The sequence below is a fragment of the Thermogladius calderae 1633 genome (assembly GCF_000264495.1).
In the GTDB taxonomy this organism is placed as follows: Archaea; Thermoproteota; Thermoprotei_A; order Sulfolobales; family Desulfurococcaceae; genus Thermogladius; species Thermogladius calderae.
Window position 1 is genome coordinate 1,144,361 of record NC_017954.1, and the last position, 14,454, is coordinate 1,158,814.

The following is a 14,454-nucleotide window of genomic DNA, read 5'->3' on the forward strand; positions in this document are numbered from 1 at the left end:
AATCCCCACATGAGCTACATCACAATCGCCTTGCCCTTCAACATCGGTGGAGAGGTCGCTGGCAAGATACTGTCCACGGCTTGGCTATTTAAAGCGGCTACTCACAGAGTGCTCCACCTTGCCAAGAGCTCGCCCGCCCTTCCGGGCTCCGACATTGGGTGGAAGGCGACCTTCAGGAAGGACGCTTACGCGGTCATACCGAACCGCAGATATGCCGACGGGGCTGTAGTATTAGTCAGGGGGATATACGAGTCCTGCAGGGAACTCGGAGTAGACTTCAGAGGAGTTGAGCTGGGGGATTGGCTGATGTTCCAGCAAGCCGAGAAGGAGTACCCCGCAAGAAACATAACCCTGAGACCGGGGGGAGAGATCCACGTGACGACCATAAGCTACAGCGGCGCAGTCGAGAGAGTGGTAGTCAAGCCCACTATCCCCAAGAGCTACGCCGCTCTCGTCGAGAAAATACTCGAGGAGAAGCAGGAGCACGCGGCTAGAGTCGTCGTCAAAGGTTACGGCGTCAGAAAGGGAGTTGTCTGGGTCAGCGGCGAAGTGCAACTGACAATTCCATTGACCTTTTACTACAGGCACATGGCAAGGTATAGAACCAACAAGGGGAGCCTCTACGGAGGCGTTGACGTAAATGTAGACAGAGTAAACTTAGCGATAATTGACAACAGCGGGGAGCTGAGAGACACGTACACGTTCTGGTTTAGAGAGGTCGTCGCCAGAGGCTATCCTATGAGGAGCGCCAGATCAGTCATTGGCATGAGAGTCCACGAGTTGCTCGAGTACGCCTACCACCACGGCGTCAAGGTACTGTTCCTAGAGAACCCTGCAGTTCTCGGGCGGCTCAGGTTGCTGTGGGCTAGGAGCACGGAGAGGGGGAGCGAGAACTACAACTGGAAGGTGAGCACCTTCAGGAGCTCCATTATAGAGATGATCGCATTGAAGGCGCCGCTCTACGGCATAGAGGTTGCCTACGTGAACCCAAAGGGAACGAGCAACTCGCGAGAGCACAGCGAAGCCATGAAGAAGCTCAGGCTAGACAGGCACGCGGCCTCGGCGTACCTCATAGCGCTAAGGGGGTTGCGAAGCAAAGTAAACGAGCCCAATGATCATGAATTACGTTACAGCCCTACACTGCGGGGGCGCTTCTAAGCTTCGCCTACGGCAAGCCCGCGCCAGTGGTGGACGGGAACGTGGCGAGAGTGCTCGCCAGGCTGACGGGGCACGCCGCGAGGAGGTGGGGGGACTACCTGGCCCCCCTCCGTAGGCTGCTACCCGAGGACAGGCACCAGGAGTTCAACTACGGGCTGATAGACCTCGGCGCCCTCGTCTGCCGGCCCAGGAACCCGAGGTGCTGGGAGTGCCCTCTCAGAGACCTCTGCGCCTACTACCAGAGGGCAGTGGGGGAGGAGGCCTGCGCGCGGCGGCTAGAGGAGGCCTACGCAGAAGTCCTTCGCCCCTGAAGAGGCGCGGCTTGCGCGGTCTAGGCCAGCTACCCGTCGCGGGCCTCCCGCTCGCTATATGCGGGCGAGGAGTACCTCGAGCTCCTGGTGTCGAAGAGAGTGGTAGAGGAACCACCCGGAGACGTGGGGCTGGCGGTGTCAGAGTAAGCCGTCTACAAGCTTTGTCAATGACCACTCTATTGCTCTCCACCCTTGTAGCGTAAAGGCGCTGAGCGCCGGGCCCCCTACTGATGCCTCTTATTTATCTTCGACAACGAGCTAGACTGGCTTCTGGGGGTTTACCAGGCTCATCAACAGCTTAGCGAGGTTTAGGTCCCGCTTCGACAGCTCTGCGTTGAGTAGCTCGTAGACAGTCCTCCTAGTCTCCGGCCTTACATGGGCGAGAGAGTCGACGTAGTCTAGGGGCGTGGGGAAGCCCGTCGACCCCGTCACCCCGGAGAGCGCCGCTAGGACTTCGGGCAACCCCCAGCCCCCTGCCTCGTAGACCTCTACTTTGACCGCGAGGGGGGATACGGCGAGGCGCGGCTTGTAGAACACGACCTTCACCTGGCCCGCCCACGAGCCGTACACGGTGTTCAGCCTCTCGAGCCACTCGAGCCTCGGGTAGAGGGCCCTCGCCACCTCACCGCCCGCCCTCCTCGCCGCCTCTGCCAGCCTGTCCCTCAGCTCCCTGTAACTCCCGAGGACAAAGTACTCCCCGGGCTCGAGCACGAGCGACATTAGGAGCCTGTCGTTGAGGGGTATCCCGCCCGCCCTGTAGACCGCGGAGATGTCCCTGGAGTAGCTCCTCTTCAAGACCCCCACGAGAGGCGTGCCGGTCTCGCCGGCCAGTCTCATCGCGTTCTTGGTCTCCTCCGCGACCCGCCAGTACGCCGCCCACTCCTCCTGCGAGAGAGTAGGCTCGGCCTCTACCCCGCCCCTGTAGAGCAGCTCCCCGTCGACAACGGCTATGTCGAACCTCGCCCAGCCCTCCTTCTTCTCCTCGAGCCTTTTTACGAGGGCCCGCCTCTCGAGCAGCCTGGCCTCGACCTCGGTCAAGTCCCTCGTGGAGTAGTGCCTGACATGGGCCACCACCCTAGGTGGCCCGCCGCAGGAGTGCCCCATTAAGACCTCGGCGACCTGTATGACGCCTATGAAGCCTCCAGCCACCTCGATCGGCGGGGCCGTGAAGCCGCTGTCTACACTGTAGAAGCAGGCTTCTCTAGCCTCGGGGAACTTGTTTATCAGCCCCTCCTCGCGGAGCTCCTCGCCGAGCTTTAGGACCTCGTCAACGCCCTTGGCCTGCTCGAAGACCGTCTCCGCGGCCTCTCTAACCGCCTCGTATACGACCTCGGGGGCTACGTAGACCTCCTCCTCGCTGCTCATACGGTCTTCACCTTGATCAAGACTGGGTGTCTCAGCGGGTTGCCTAGGCCAGCGAAGTAGAACTCCCTCTCCCTCAACAGGGCAATGTTCTCCTGGGTTATACCCCCGAGGTCGAGGTCGCCCTGGAGGTTCTGCAGGTCGCCGGGTGTCTGGAGCCTGCTGAAGAAGTAGGTGTTGATGTTGTTCCTCACCCAGGTGCTGAAGTCCACGACCCTCTGGCTCACGAGGACCAGTCCAAGCCCCCACTTACGCCCCTCTCTCGCGGTCCTCTCTATTATGTCGACAGACCCGCACTCCCTGCAGGCGTAGTTGTGGGCCTCGTCTACGACGACGAGCGTGTTCACGGGCGTCTTGGTCTCGTCGATCCTGTCCCAGAGCCTACCCAGGACGGCGTTTAGTATAGAAGCCCTCTCCTCGTAGTCCACAGTGCTCAGGTCCACTACTAGGACCCTCTCCTTGTCTAGCCTCCCCAGCAACTCCCCTACTGAGAGCCTCCTCCGCTTGAGGGACTCGAAGAACCCCCTCGCCTTAGACGCTAGTTTGACCCTGTACTTGGCGGGGGTGGTCTTCTTCGCCCCCAGCGCCTTCGCGACCGATGACAAGACCTCCCCGAACTTGGCGAGGTCCCAGTTAACATGCTTCAACGCTTCCTCCGGGTTCGTGCTGAGGAACTCGGAGATTATCCCCTCTAGCCCTCCCTCATCGGTCCCGCCCTCTCTCCTCCCGAACTGCCTCACCTCGCTCTGTAGCCTGGACTTCACAGCTCCCGGGTCTCCTCCCGCGACTATGTAGGCGATGAGGGTGTAGAAGAGGTAGGCGTCCTCCTCCCTCTCCTTCACGATGTTTGCGAGGTGGTTGTAGATGTCCTCGACGTCGGGTAGTACCTCGTCGGCCGATACGGCCTTGTCTGGGAAGTAGGGCTTGTAGTCCAGGCCCGAGTGGTCGAAGACCAGCACCTTCCAGTCCGTGTTGGCGAGCACCTCCTTTATGAGGGCTATGGCCAGCCTCGACTTCCCTGTCCCAGTGGCCCCCACTATCCCTATGTGGTACGGGAGGCTCTTCGGCGACAGGGGGATCTCGATACCGCTGTACTTGTGGCTCCCGACGACCAGACCCTTCTCCAGCTTCAGGTTGACGTCGCTGGGTGACTCGACGAGGTAGACCTCGCTACGAGGAGTGGGCGGCTGCGTGGAGGGCTCTAGTGAACCGTCCTCTCTCAGCACGCCTATGATCCTCACGGCCGAGGTCTCGAAGACGACCTCCCTCCCCATCCTCGCAAGGCCGGGGTTGTCCACTACACTAGACCTAAGGTTGGGGCTCAAGAGGGGGTCCTGCATTCTCAGGTTGCGGAGTACTCCCAGGTAGTTCAGGTTCTTGGCCTCGTCCTTCACGACCACGAAAGCCTCCTCTTTCGCGTCGAGCTCGCACTGCTTGTACACCTGGATTGGGGCTATAGCGGCCGAGGAGCCGCTGGCCACGACACCGATAGGCTTCATTTAGACCACGACAATAGTTTTGTCATCGTGGTCATATAATTGTTGCTCAGGCAAGAAGCGTGGGATAGCCAGACCCGTCTGCACCGAGGCCGCCGGAGTACGCTCGCCGACGTCGTGGCCGGCGTGGTGGAAGGCCCTCCTAGTAGTGGGCGGTTTAACGGCGAGAGGATGCGGAGTGTTCAAGTAAGAGGTTTTGTTTACCGCTATCCAAGTTTTTCTCGGAAAAGATCGCTTTTCAGACAAGCTCTAGGAGCCAATTGCCCTTCCGCACGAGATGCGGCGGCTTAAACGCTTATAGAAGACCTCAACTTAGGGTTGTAGACCTCCTCTAACCCTACCCCGAGTAGCATGAAGCCTAGGACTAGCCCCAGCAGCATTAGCCCCGGAGGGGTGAAGTACCACCAGTAGCCCGCCGTGAAGCTACCGGAGGTGTAGGCGAAGTGTAGTATGGTCCCCCAGCTTATGTCGTTTATGTTCCCTACGCCGAGGAACACTAGAGCTGCGTGGGAGAAGATCGCGTTGGCGACCGAGAGCATCGAGTTGGCGAAGACTACTGGGGCTACTATGGGGAATATGTGCTTGAACATTATCAGCCTGTCCACGGCCCCCATAGACCTAGAGGCCTCGACGAAGGGCCACTCCTTAACCGTCAACACCATGCTCCTTATCACCCTGGCTATCGGGCTCCAGTTAAGGAGGCCTATCACCAGGATGATGTTGAGGAGGCTCGACCCGAGGAGAGACCCGATGACTATCATCAGCATGACAGGCGGGACTATCAGGAGGAAGTCGGTAATCCTCATCAAGACCTCGTCTACTACACCACCGTAGTACCCGCTGACGAGGCCTACGACGGTGCCCACGAGGATCGTCACGAGGGTTGCGAAGAGACCTACTATGAGAGACGTCGAGATGGCGTACATGTTCTCCGTGAAAAGGTCTCTCCCGGCGTCGTCTGTCCCGAACAAGTGCTGTGGGCTGGGTGGCTGGAGTATACTGTTGATGTCGGTCTCGTAGGGGCTGTAGGGCGATATAAATGGCGCTAGGATTGCGAGGGCCACGTAGGCGAGTATCACGGCAAGCCCCACCCTGCTCTTCCTGCTACCCACTACTGCGTTGAGGGCGTTCTTGAAACCCCCTACCACCACACCTGTCCTCAACCCTAAGCTAACTCCTATGGCCCTCGCGAGGCCTCCTACAGCCCTCGAGAGCCCTCGCCCAGCCATGTACGCTCACCTACCTGTACTTTACTCTAGGGTCTAGGAGACCGTAGACTATGTCCGCGAGGAAGTTGGCGAGTAATACGCTTACCGTTATGACTAGGAAGCCTGCCTGGAGCAGGGGGTAGTCCCTGTTCGATATCGCGTCGAAGATAAGCCTCCCGACCCCCGGCCAGTTGAACACTGTCTCGGTTAGCACGGAGCCCGTCACGGCTGTGCCGAGGCTGACGGCGGTGAGACTCACGGTGGGGAGCATGGCGTTGGGGAGTGCGTGCCTGCTCAACACCCTCCAGCTACTCAGCCCCTTCGCGACGGCAGTCCTAATGTAGTCCTCGGAGAGGACGTCTAGTAAAGCCCCTCTGACCGTCAGAGTGAAGCTACCGTAGGAGACCAGGGTGAGTGTGGCGAGGGGTAGAGCTATGTGTGCGAACAGGTCTCCCAGGTAGGCGAGCGCGTTGTTGTGGTCGACACCGTAGTTCAGCATCCCGCCGACGGGCAGCCTCCAGTAGTTTATTGAGAGGAATACGAATATCCCGCCAAGCCAGAACGTGGGTAGGGAGTAGAGGCCTAGCGAGACGAAGGAGACGAAGGCGTCTGTCAAGCCGCCCCTCTTCCACGCCGCTACTACTCCCGTAGCCACCCCAAGAATGATCGAGAGCACGGTGGCGGGGATGACCAGTATCAGCGAGTTGATTATCCGGGGTATAAGTATCTCCATTATAGGCTTCTTGTACGCGAAGGAGATCCCCCACTCGCCTCTGAGCAGGTTCCAGAGGTAGACGAAGAACTGCTCCCACAGAGGCTTGTCCAGCCCGAACTTGTGGTACAGGTAGTTTATCTGCTCGGGCGTGAGCCTGGGGTCTCTGAATAAGAGCATGATAGGGTCTCCGGGGAGTAGCCTGAACAGTACGAAGTTTACGAGTGTTATGATAAAGAGGGTCAAGACTAGAGTAAAAAACTTCCTCAGGAAGTAGTTCCTGTAGGCCAAAGGCGTCACCTCCTCTTCAACGCGTAGACTGTGAGGGCCGCGATTACGACTATTGCTACTACTCCAACAACCAACCACGTACTGGAGGGCTGGGCGCTGGACTGTAGTGCGGGGGTAGTGGTACTCATGCCTGTGGGAGCCGCTGTGGGGCTACTGCTCGTGGGATTGTAAGTGGTGGTCGACGGTGAAGAGGAGGCCAACTGGACGTTCAGGAAGGTCCTCCAGTCGCTACCGCCGAAGGGGCCGGACGGCCAGTCGTAGTCGAAGCCTGTGAAGGCCTTGCTGTGAGCCTGGACAGCCCACACCTCGCAGAGCGGTATGTAGGGGAGGTCGTTGTGGAGCATCTCCTGGAGGCTGTAGGCTATGCTCTTAAGTTCGTCGAGGCTGGTCGCGTTGTAGAGCTTCTCAAAGGTGGCGTCGTAGACAGGATTGGCGTAGCCGGAGTCGGACACTCCTGTCAGCTTCATGCCGGAGAGGAAGACGTTGAGGAACAAGACGTCGTTGGGTGCGACAAACCAGTCCCATATGTCCGTGTCGTGGCCCAGGACTATGGTGTCGTTGACCTTCTTCCATATTATAGCGGACATGCTACCGGTGTCCATCGGCTGGACGTTGGCCTTAACGCCTATCTGGCCCCACCACTGCGCTATCACCTGCGCCGCCTTAATCGCCTCGGGCATGTTGCTGGGGACTAGCAGGTTGTACTCGAGCCTCACGCCGCTGGGCGACGCCCTCACCCCGTCGGCCCCCAGCTTGTAGCCGGCCTGGTCTAGTATCTGGGCTGCCAGCGTGAGGTTGAAGCTGTACGGCTTCAAGTCCTTGTCCGCGAATATGTTGGTCGAGGGCATGACGGTGCCCATCGGCTCTCCGGCGCCAGGCCATCCTATCCCGCAGACGTACGAGACGTTTATTGCGTGGGCGAGCGCCAGCCTGACGTTCAGGTCTCTCAAGGTGGGGTTGCCTGTGCCGTTTGGGTCAACGTTGAAGGCCAGGTAGAAGTACAGCGTAGGCGGCGACTTGAACAAGTAGAGGTTGGGGTTGTTAGCGACCGTTTTTGTCAGCGTGGAGGCGATGTAGGGGCCGACGGCGTCTATGTCCCCAGCCAGCAGGGCGTTAGTAGCCGAGGTGACGTCGCTGTAGAACTTCACGATTATCCTGTCGACCTTGGGCAGCCAGCTGGGGTAGTAGAAGTTCGGGTTGGGCTCTAGGACAGCGTACTGCCCCTCCTTGAACTCCACGACCTTCAACGGCCCGCTCCCAATAGGCGGGTTGTCTGGGTAGGTTGAGGGGTCGCTAATACTGGCCCATATGTGCTTGGGGACTATGGGTATGTTGATGGCGGCCTCGAGCATGAAGAGCGTGGGGCTCGTCACGTAGAACTCGACCGTGTAGTTGTCTAGGACCTTGATGCCCTTAACCATGTCCACGTAGGGCGAGAGCGAGCTCCAGCTCTGGTTGGCCAGGTAGTAGCTGTACGCTACGTCCTCGGCGGTGACAGGGTAGCCGTCTGTGAAAGTAGCGTTGTGCACGAGGTGGAATATTACAGTGTCCCCCTTGATCTCCCAGCTCTCCGCTAGGTCGGGTACGAAGCCCGTGTAGTTCTCCGTGGGCCTCACAAGCCTACTGTAGACGTCGAGCGTTAGCCACACAGAGATCGTCGCGTAGGTGGTGAAGGGGTTGAACGTGTCGAAGCTAGTACCTCCCCACCCGACCCTGAACACCTTGGTGGCCTGGGCCACGCCCACCTGTGTGACTGGTAGTATGGAGGCTAGCACAAGAGCCGCGACCAACACCAATACTCCGGGTCTCCTCAAGCACACCACCCTATAGGCGCGGGTTGACCCGCGGTACAGGTATTTAAAGAGTGCTTACGATCGCGTCAAACCCTATACGTGAACGTGTAACAAATGTAACATACAGATAGATCATGCGAGGAGGGGCTTTAAGACGGCCGCGTAGAGGTGCCTGGCAGCCATCGCTAATAGGGCCACGCCTATCCCGATCAACATCAGCGTGTAGAACTGCGTGGAGATTACGAACCCGAGGAACGAGAGGAGGGTGAGCCAGGCGTAGTCTATTGAGACGTGTGAGACGTAGTACCCCAGCTTAGCGAGCGAGCGGGCTTCGCTGAACACCTTCACTACAGGGAGGCCGACAGTCAGCCACCAGGCTATGAAGTAAGCGTTCAAACCTGTCAACAGGAAGCCCGCTACGAGTGCCGACAGGAGAGTCGTGGCCCCCGCGGCGTTGCTGCTGGAGGGGTCTAGTGCGGACTTGAACGTGAGGTAGGAGAAGTAGAGGGCTGAGGCGACGAAAGCAGCGTCTAAGACGAGCCTGACTCTCCTATTCCGTAGAGCCCCGCCTACACCTTTCGCAAGGACCATGGTGAAGGGTAGCTCGAAGGCCATGTGCCCTGTCGCTATCATGAGACCCCCGAGAGCCCCTACGTAGGCCCCCGAGGCCACTGCGGTAAAGGAGAGTGGGCCCGGTGCAAGGGCGCCAGTAGAGCTAACCGCCATCACGCTGAGGAGGTTCTTCTTGACGCTCATGTCTAGACGCCGTTGGGGAGGGTTTTAAAGTGGTTCAGATTAATAAGCGTGTATGTACATCCTGTTTCAGTGTTGAAACAGGTAGAACACTAACCAATGGTGTGCGGCCGTGGAGGAGAAGAAGGAGTCTATCACGGGTGTCGTCGAGAGGATCGTTGAGAACAGCCCGCTTCTCAAAGAGTGTCTGGCGTCCGGTGTCGCGAACTACTCTAGTATGGCCAGGATGATCAAACCCGTGGTAGACGAGGAGCTGGGCTTCGACGCGTCTGTCGAGAGCATTAAAGTGGCCCTTGTCAGGCTGTCGAGGAAGATGAGCCCGCTAGACGTGTCGAGCGTCGAGAAGATCCTCAACGAGACGAGTATCGAGGTGAAGACCAGGGTCACCGTCATGACCTACGACTCGAGCTCGACCCGAGACGTGCTGCGTGTCGTCTCGGGCGTCCAGGGCGCCCGTTTCCTGTCGGTGGTCACTGGTATAACGAACGTGACGGTGATGGTTGGCGACGAGCAGGCTAGGCTATTCACCGAGGGCGTTGGGTCTAGGCCGCTCTTCCACCAGGGAGGGCTTACAGCAATAGTCCTCGTGAGCCCCGTGGAGAACGTTTACACGCCGGGGCTAATAGCGTACATAACCAGCCTCCTCGCCCAGGCCGGGATAAACATTATACAGATAACCTCCAGCTACAGCGAGACGGTGATAGTTGTCTCCCCGGAGGACACGATGAAGGCCTTCAACGTACTCAACGACGCGATCTCGAGGGCCAGGAAAAAGTCTGGGAGGCGGGTTTGACGGCACGTCTCTATGGCGGAAGGGCTTCTGGCTTTACTAAACGCGTTTACGCCCAGCTCCTCAGCTACCCTTACACTACCCCATGCTAACTAGTTGTAACCCCTCATCAAACGTGGCACCAGGCGATACGCGAAAAACGGGTGGGAAAAACAACTGTGGTAATTAAACCTAGGCCGCTAAGGGAGGACGACCTGGACTGGGTAGGTCTTGCCGCTCGCGGTGTGTAGCTTGATCTCGACCTGCTGACCAGGAGAGAACGCCAGCGCCTGGCCAGAGCCTTTCGGGATGTACAGCTGTATACTTGTGTCTTGTCCTGGAGAGAGCGTGATCGGTAAGGGGGTCGGAGACGCGAGTGATATAGTGGCCCCTGCTGGAGATGTTAGCGTTATGGACGTGTACGGTATCCCGTTCACGAATATCTGGTCTATCGTGGCCGTCGTTGTACCAGCGTTTTTAACGGACAGGTATACGTCCCACCCCGCCCCGCCGGTTCTCGCCAGAGCGTAGGCGTTGACTATCTGGAGGTTCTCGGTGCCGGTGAAGCCCCCGACCAGGCCTGTCATCCAGAGGGCTACAGCGATCGCGACGGCTATTGTCACCGCGACGATGATGACGGTGGCTATGACCGGGCTTATTGCCCTCACGTTTTCCACCCCCGGTATAGTAGTATTGGCTGGCTTAACTTATAAGTGTTACAATAATATTCCTGCGGAGATTGCTTAGGGTAATATTCGGGTATTAAACTGTCTCTTTTCACCATAAATGTTCCCTTTACCTCAACACTTTTATCCCGCCCCTTACAAGATTTTATTTAGGTCGACAGCTATGCTTAGGAGGCTATTCGGCGGTAGGCCCCTGCGGGGGCGTAGAGGGCCCAGTATCGAGGTTGACACCGCGATATACGCGGGTGGCAAGTACTACACTGCTCTCCTCCTAGAGCTTGTTAACAAGCCCGGTGTAGTAGCGAGGATCGTGGACGAGATCGCCAAGAGGAGAATCAACATCGTCAAGGTGACGACCCCGTACCTCGTGACAGGGGACAGGGGGCACCTCCTGATCATACTCGAGGACTGCGACGAGAAGTGCGCGGGGGAGCTCAAGAGGGTTCTCGAGGGGATGAGAGAAACCGTCCTCGCGGTGGAAGCGGCGAGCGGCATGGACATATTCCTATTCCCGAAGCTGGGCGAGCTCAGGTTCTTAAACGAGAGGGGGCTGGTCCTCTCGGCGGGGATGGTAGCGGAGGCCCTTAGAACGGCCTCTAGGAGCGTCGGAAGGACGGAACACAGCAGCGTGCTCAGGTTCGCCGGGAGGGGCGTGGGGAGGTACGTGTACCAGGGCGTGTACTCGCTTATGTCGGCCCCGCAGTCCCCCGAAGCCCAGTTGAAGCTCTCCCTCGACTTCCTCGTAGACATGTTCAAGGCTCTGGGGCTGGGGGACGCGGAGTACGATGTACGCGGGTTGGAGGTCAGGTTCAAGGTCAAGGACAACTTCGAGTGTGCGGCAGCTAAAGAGGCTGGACTCATCGGACCAACAGGGCACTTCACTAGCGGGCTGATCGAGGGGTTCCTCGAAGGGGTCTTCGGTAGGAGAGTCGAGGTCGTCGAGGAGAAGTGCATAGCGCGCGGCGACCACCACTGCGAGTTCAGGGCTATGATGTACGAGGCGATCCCCGGGTAGGGCTACACCATCTCAGCCTAGATCCCCTTTCTAAAAGCCCGACCTGTTTTAAAGGATCCCTAGATCCAATGGATCAGATCGGGTGTGTGGAGTGTCCGAGACTAAGACCGCCAAGGAGATAGTCCTCGAGGTTTTGAAGAGAGAGAAGAGGCCTTTAACGCCGAAAGAGATACAGAAGCTGACAAACCTGAACTACAACACTGTGAGGGGCAGGCTACAGGACCTCAAGAAGGCGGGGCTGGCCGTGAGGACCGAGCAGGGCTGGGTATACAAGGAGAGGAAGTAGCCTTCGTACCGCGACCGCCATCACGTTTTTAGCCACCTAAACACCATTTTTCCCACAAGGTGGTTTGTTGAGCCTTAGCAACCTTTCCTGGAAGGAGATAAGCGACCCTATTTACGGGCACGTCTACTACAACAAGGAGATCGAGGAGAGGGTTTTAGGCACACTCCCCGTCCAGAGGCTCAGGTACATACTGCAGTTGCAGACAGCCCACCTCGTCTACCCGGGGGCAGTCCACACGAGGTTCCAGCACAGTATAGGCGTGATGCACCTCGCGGGCATAATGGCCGAGGACGTCCTCAGGAAGCTTGTGAGGTTCGTGGGGCCCGAGGCCCTTGGTGGCTACAGTATAGACGAGCTCGTGGAGGCGGGCAGGTTAGCGGGCTTACTCCACGACATCGGCCACGGTCCGTTCGGCCACACCTTTGAAGAGGCTGTGCTCTGGCGTGGGGGCGTCGAGCCGGAGGTCGCGAACCACGAGAGAGTGGGGCTACTGGTGTACAGGCACACCTTGAAGGACCTAGTAGACAGCCTGGGTAAGAGGAGCGGGTTCAGCGACCTGGCGGGCGTAGTGGAGGAGCTGCTCGGCCCGGAGGAGCCCCGCGCACCCGTCCTAAGGCTTGTGAGGAGGGTGATCAAGGACAGCTACTACCCCGCCGACGTCCTGGACTTCCTGAGGCGGGACAGCTACTACGCGGGCACGGGCGAGTACGGGTCTATCAACTACGAAAAGCTGGTCAAGAACACCTACCCTAACCCCAGGGACGTCTCGGAGCTGGTGCTGGAGAGGGGCGGGCTCGGGGAGTTCAAGGCCTACATGACCGCCAAGGCGAGCATGTACCACCACGTCTACTACCACAGCGTTGCTAGGGCCTTCGACAGGATCCTCTACGACATACTCGTGCTACTCGACGAGGAGCTCGGGTTGAGGAGCGCCGTCAACGCTGTTGCCAGGGGGGAGGTGAGGGACTTCCTGCTCCTGACGGACGCGGGGCTCTACGACCTGATGCTTAGAGAGTCGGTGAGGGAGGGAAGTAGGGTGGGCCAGCTTGCGAGAGCGCTTCTAGTTGAGAGGAAGCCGTCGTGGAAGCGGGTGGGGAGGGAGGTGGTGGTAACGCCCTTCAAGAGGGGTTGGAGCACGCTTAAAGTCCTGAGGCTGGCCTACGATAAGAGTATCAGGGAGAGAGTGAGACGAGAGCTCGAAGAGGAGCTCGCGGGGGCTGTCGGCTTGGCGAGGGAGGACATCTGGGTGGACGTCGTGGACATTACACCGCTACCTAGGAGCGTGATCTACTCGCTCAAGGGAGAGCCGCTCATAGCTCTCGGGACCTGCGAGGTGTCGGGGAACAGGATAGTGCTGGACAACCCGCTAGACCTTGTCGCGGAGGGCTTACCGCTCACGGTGCTGGTTAGAGGCTACGTTAGGAGGGAGAAGTACAGCATGGACTACGAGCCCAGGTTCTCGGCTGTGGTCAACGACTACCTCGAGGAGCTGGCCGGCGAGATCCCAGAGTCGGCCGTCGACTTGGAGGCTTACCAGCACATGAAGATAACCTCTTGAGGTGGCGGCCGTGGGCAAGGTCGTCCTCTACCTCTACCCCATGTTCGAGGAGTACGCGGTTAAGGCCTTCTACTACAGCGACGAGGGGAGGCTCGCTGAGACCTGGGAGTTCAAGGAGGTCAAGAACGTCGTGATAACGGCCAAGCAGGTCTCCCTCAGCAGGCAGCTGGCTAAAGAGCCCCTGGCAATAGTCGTGGACGTCGAGAGGCCTGTAGTAGAGTTCAAAGGGGGGGTCCTGAAGATCGCTGGTGGTGGCCGTGAGTAGCGTAGTGGGAGAGTTCCAGGTGGAGTCCTCGAAGAGCAAGAGCGGGAAGCACGTACTGTACAGCAACGTCTACGTGTACTCGAGAGCCGCCTCCAGGATACTCCCCTGCGATAAGTACATCGCGTCATCCTCCGAGGCCAAGCCCGTGTACGTCAGGGGTAGGGCTAAAAGGGTCAGCTTGAGGGTCGAGAAAGGGGACTTCGTCATCTACGTGTGGATGGTTAGGAACTACCTGAAGAGGGTGAAGGGGTATATCCTGCTGTTCAACCACAACGGCGAGCTTGTCTACAAGGCCAAGTACGTCGACGGAAGCCTACGGAGGAGCGTGGGGAGCCCTGTCTACGCGTGGCTCGTGAGGCTGTTCGTGGAGCAGCTGAAGATCCCCGTGAAGGAGACTAAGTTGGGTGACGAGGGTGCCTAGCATACTGGAGCTCGCCGAGAGGGTCCTGAAGGCTTTCAAGCACTACGAGGCCTTCATATTCGAGGCTAGCGAGCTAGCGCAGGTGAGAGAGCTGGTGGCGAAGAGCGAGCTCACGGGGCTCGTGGTCATAAGGCGGGTTGACCCGAGATACGAGGACATCTACATCATGGCCCCCTGGTCTCTGGACTTCGAGAAGGACTGCCTGAGCAAGATACAGCAGCTGCTCGCGGAGGGGAGGCTGAGCCCGGAGGAGTACAAGAGGAAGAGGCTGAGCCTCCTAGAGCAGTGCGTCAACAGCATGGAGAAGGAGAGGGCTAGGCTTATAATAGGAAAGTTGGAGAACTACATTAAGAGCATTAAAGGAGCCTGA

At 58.7% G+C, this 14,454-nt stretch carries 16 protein-coding genes; 9 read left to right on the forward strand and 7 right to left on the reverse strand.

Annotation, left to right across the window (positions count from 1 at the left end; translation table 11 throughout):
* Positions 1–9 precede the first annotated feature (9 nt).
* Positions 10–1,158, forward strand: coding sequence for a hypothetical protein (locus TCELL_RS06155; RefSeq protein WP_014737875.1), 1,149 nt, complete (start codon positions 10–12; stop codon positions 1,156–1,158).
* Between the two features lie 41 nt (positions 1,159–1,199).
* The gene (locus tag TCELL_RS06160) at positions 1,200–1,469 is read left to right on the forward strand and encodes a hypothetical protein (protein ID WP_048163338.1); all 270 of its coding nucleotides are present in this window, start codon (positions 1,200–1,202) and stop codon (positions 1,467–1,469) included.
* A 258-nt stretch (positions 1,470–1,727) separates the two neighbouring features.
* Here the strand turns inward: TCELL_RS06160 and TCELL_RS06165 are convergent, their stop codons facing one another.
* The 6 genes from TCELL_RS06165 to TCELL_RS06190 all read right to left on the reverse strand — a co-directional run bounded on the left by TCELL_RS06165 (position 1,728) and on the right by TCELL_RS06190 (position 9,087).
* Complete coding sequence (locus TCELL_RS06165; protein WP_014737877.1) at positions 1,728–2,834, reverse strand: DNA double-strand break repair nuclease NurA; 1,107 nt, start codon at positions 2,832–2,834, stop codon at positions 1,728–1,730.
* Positions 2,831–4,330, reverse strand: a complete 1,500-nt coding sequence (locus tag TCELL_RS07350; RefSeq protein ID WP_014737878.1) for an ATP-binding protein — start codon at positions 4,328–4,330, stop codon at positions 2,831–2,833. Before TCELL_RS07350 ends, TCELL_RS06165 begins: the two co-directional genes overlap by 4 nt.
* A gap of 284 nt (positions 4,331–4,614) precedes the next feature.
* Positions 4,615–5,556 carry an ABC transporter permease gene (locus TCELL_RS06175; RefSeq protein WP_014737879.1) on the reverse strand — a complete coding sequence of 314 codons (942 nt, stop codon included), beginning with the start codon at positions 5,554–5,556 and terminating at the stop codon, positions 4,615–4,617.
* Positions 5,557–5,566: 10 nt separating this feature from the next.
* Positions 5,567–6,538, reverse strand: a complete 972-nt coding sequence (locus tag TCELL_RS06180) for an ABC transporter permease (RefSeq protein ID WP_014737880.1) — start codon at positions 6,536–6,538, stop codon at positions 5,567–5,569.
* Between the two features lie 5 nt (positions 6,539–6,543).
* Positions 6,544–8,361, reverse strand: a complete 1,818-nt coding sequence (locus TCELL_RS06185) for an ABC transporter substrate-binding protein (protein WP_014737881.1) — start codon at positions 8,359–8,361, stop codon at positions 6,544–6,546.
* Between the two features lie 102 nt (positions 8,362–8,463).
* Positions 8,464–9,087: a LysE family transporter gene (locus TCELL_RS06190; protein ID WP_014737882.1), complete on the reverse strand. Its 624-nt coding sequence runs from the start codon at positions 9,085–9,087 to the stop codon at positions 8,464–8,466.
* Between the two features lie 109 nt (positions 9,088–9,196).
* Between TCELL_RS06190 and TCELL_RS06195 the strand changes: the two genes are divergently transcribed.
* The gene (locus TCELL_RS06195) at positions 9,197–9,877 is read left to right on the forward strand and encodes an ACT domain-containing protein (protein WP_014737883.1); all 681 of its coding nucleotides are present in this window, start codon (positions 9,197–9,199) and stop codon (positions 9,875–9,877) included.
* A 176-nt stretch (positions 9,878–10,053) separates the two neighbouring features.
* Here TCELL_RS06195 and TCELL_RS06200 read toward each other — a convergent pair whose 3' ends face one another.
* Positions 10,054–10,521, reverse strand: a complete 468-nt coding sequence (locus TCELL_RS06200) for an archaellin/type IV pilin N-terminal domain-containing protein (RefSeq protein ID WP_048163342.1) — start codon at positions 10,519–10,521, stop codon at positions 10,054–10,056.
* 181 nt (positions 10,522–10,702) lie between these two features.
* Here TCELL_RS06200 and TCELL_RS06205 point away from each other — a divergent pair, with 181 nt between their 5' ends.
* The 6 genes from TCELL_RS06205 (at position 10,703) to TCELL_RS06230 (ending at position 14,454) form a co-directional block, all read left to right on the forward strand.
* Positions 10,703–11,554 (forward strand): V4R domain-containing protein, encoded by an 852-nt coding sequence (locus TCELL_RS06205; protein ID WP_014737885.1) that lies wholly within the window; start codon positions 10,703–10,705, stop codon positions 11,552–11,554.
* A 91-nt stretch (positions 11,555–11,645) separates the two neighbouring features.
* Positions 11,646–11,840, forward strand: coding sequence for an HTH domain-containing protein (locus TCELL_RS06210; RefSeq protein WP_014737886.1), 195 nt, complete (start codon positions 11,646–11,648; stop codon positions 11,838–11,840).
* Positions 11,841–11,907: 67 nt separating this feature from the next.
* Positions 11,908–13,398, forward strand: coding sequence for an HD domain-containing protein (locus TCELL_RS06215; RefSeq protein WP_014737887.1), 1,491 nt, complete (start codon positions 11,908–11,910; stop codon positions 13,396–13,398).
* 10 nt (positions 13,399–13,408) lie between these two features.
* Positions 13,409–13,663, forward strand: coding sequence for a hypothetical protein (locus TCELL_RS06220; protein WP_048163345.1), 255 nt, complete (start codon positions 13,409–13,411; stop codon positions 13,661–13,663).
* Complete coding sequence (locus TCELL_RS06225) at positions 13,656–14,084, forward strand: hypothetical protein (RefSeq protein ID WP_014737889.1); 429 nt, start codon at positions 13,656–13,658, stop codon at positions 14,082–14,084. The genes TCELL_RS06220 and TCELL_RS06225 overlap by 8 nt, the downstream gene beginning before the upstream one ends.
* Positions 14,077–14,454 (forward strand): hypothetical protein, encoded by a 378-nt coding sequence (locus TCELL_RS06230; protein WP_014737890.1) that lies wholly within the window; start codon positions 14,077–14,079, stop codon positions 14,452–14,454. The genes TCELL_RS06225 and TCELL_RS06230 overlap by 8 nt, the downstream gene beginning before the upstream one ends.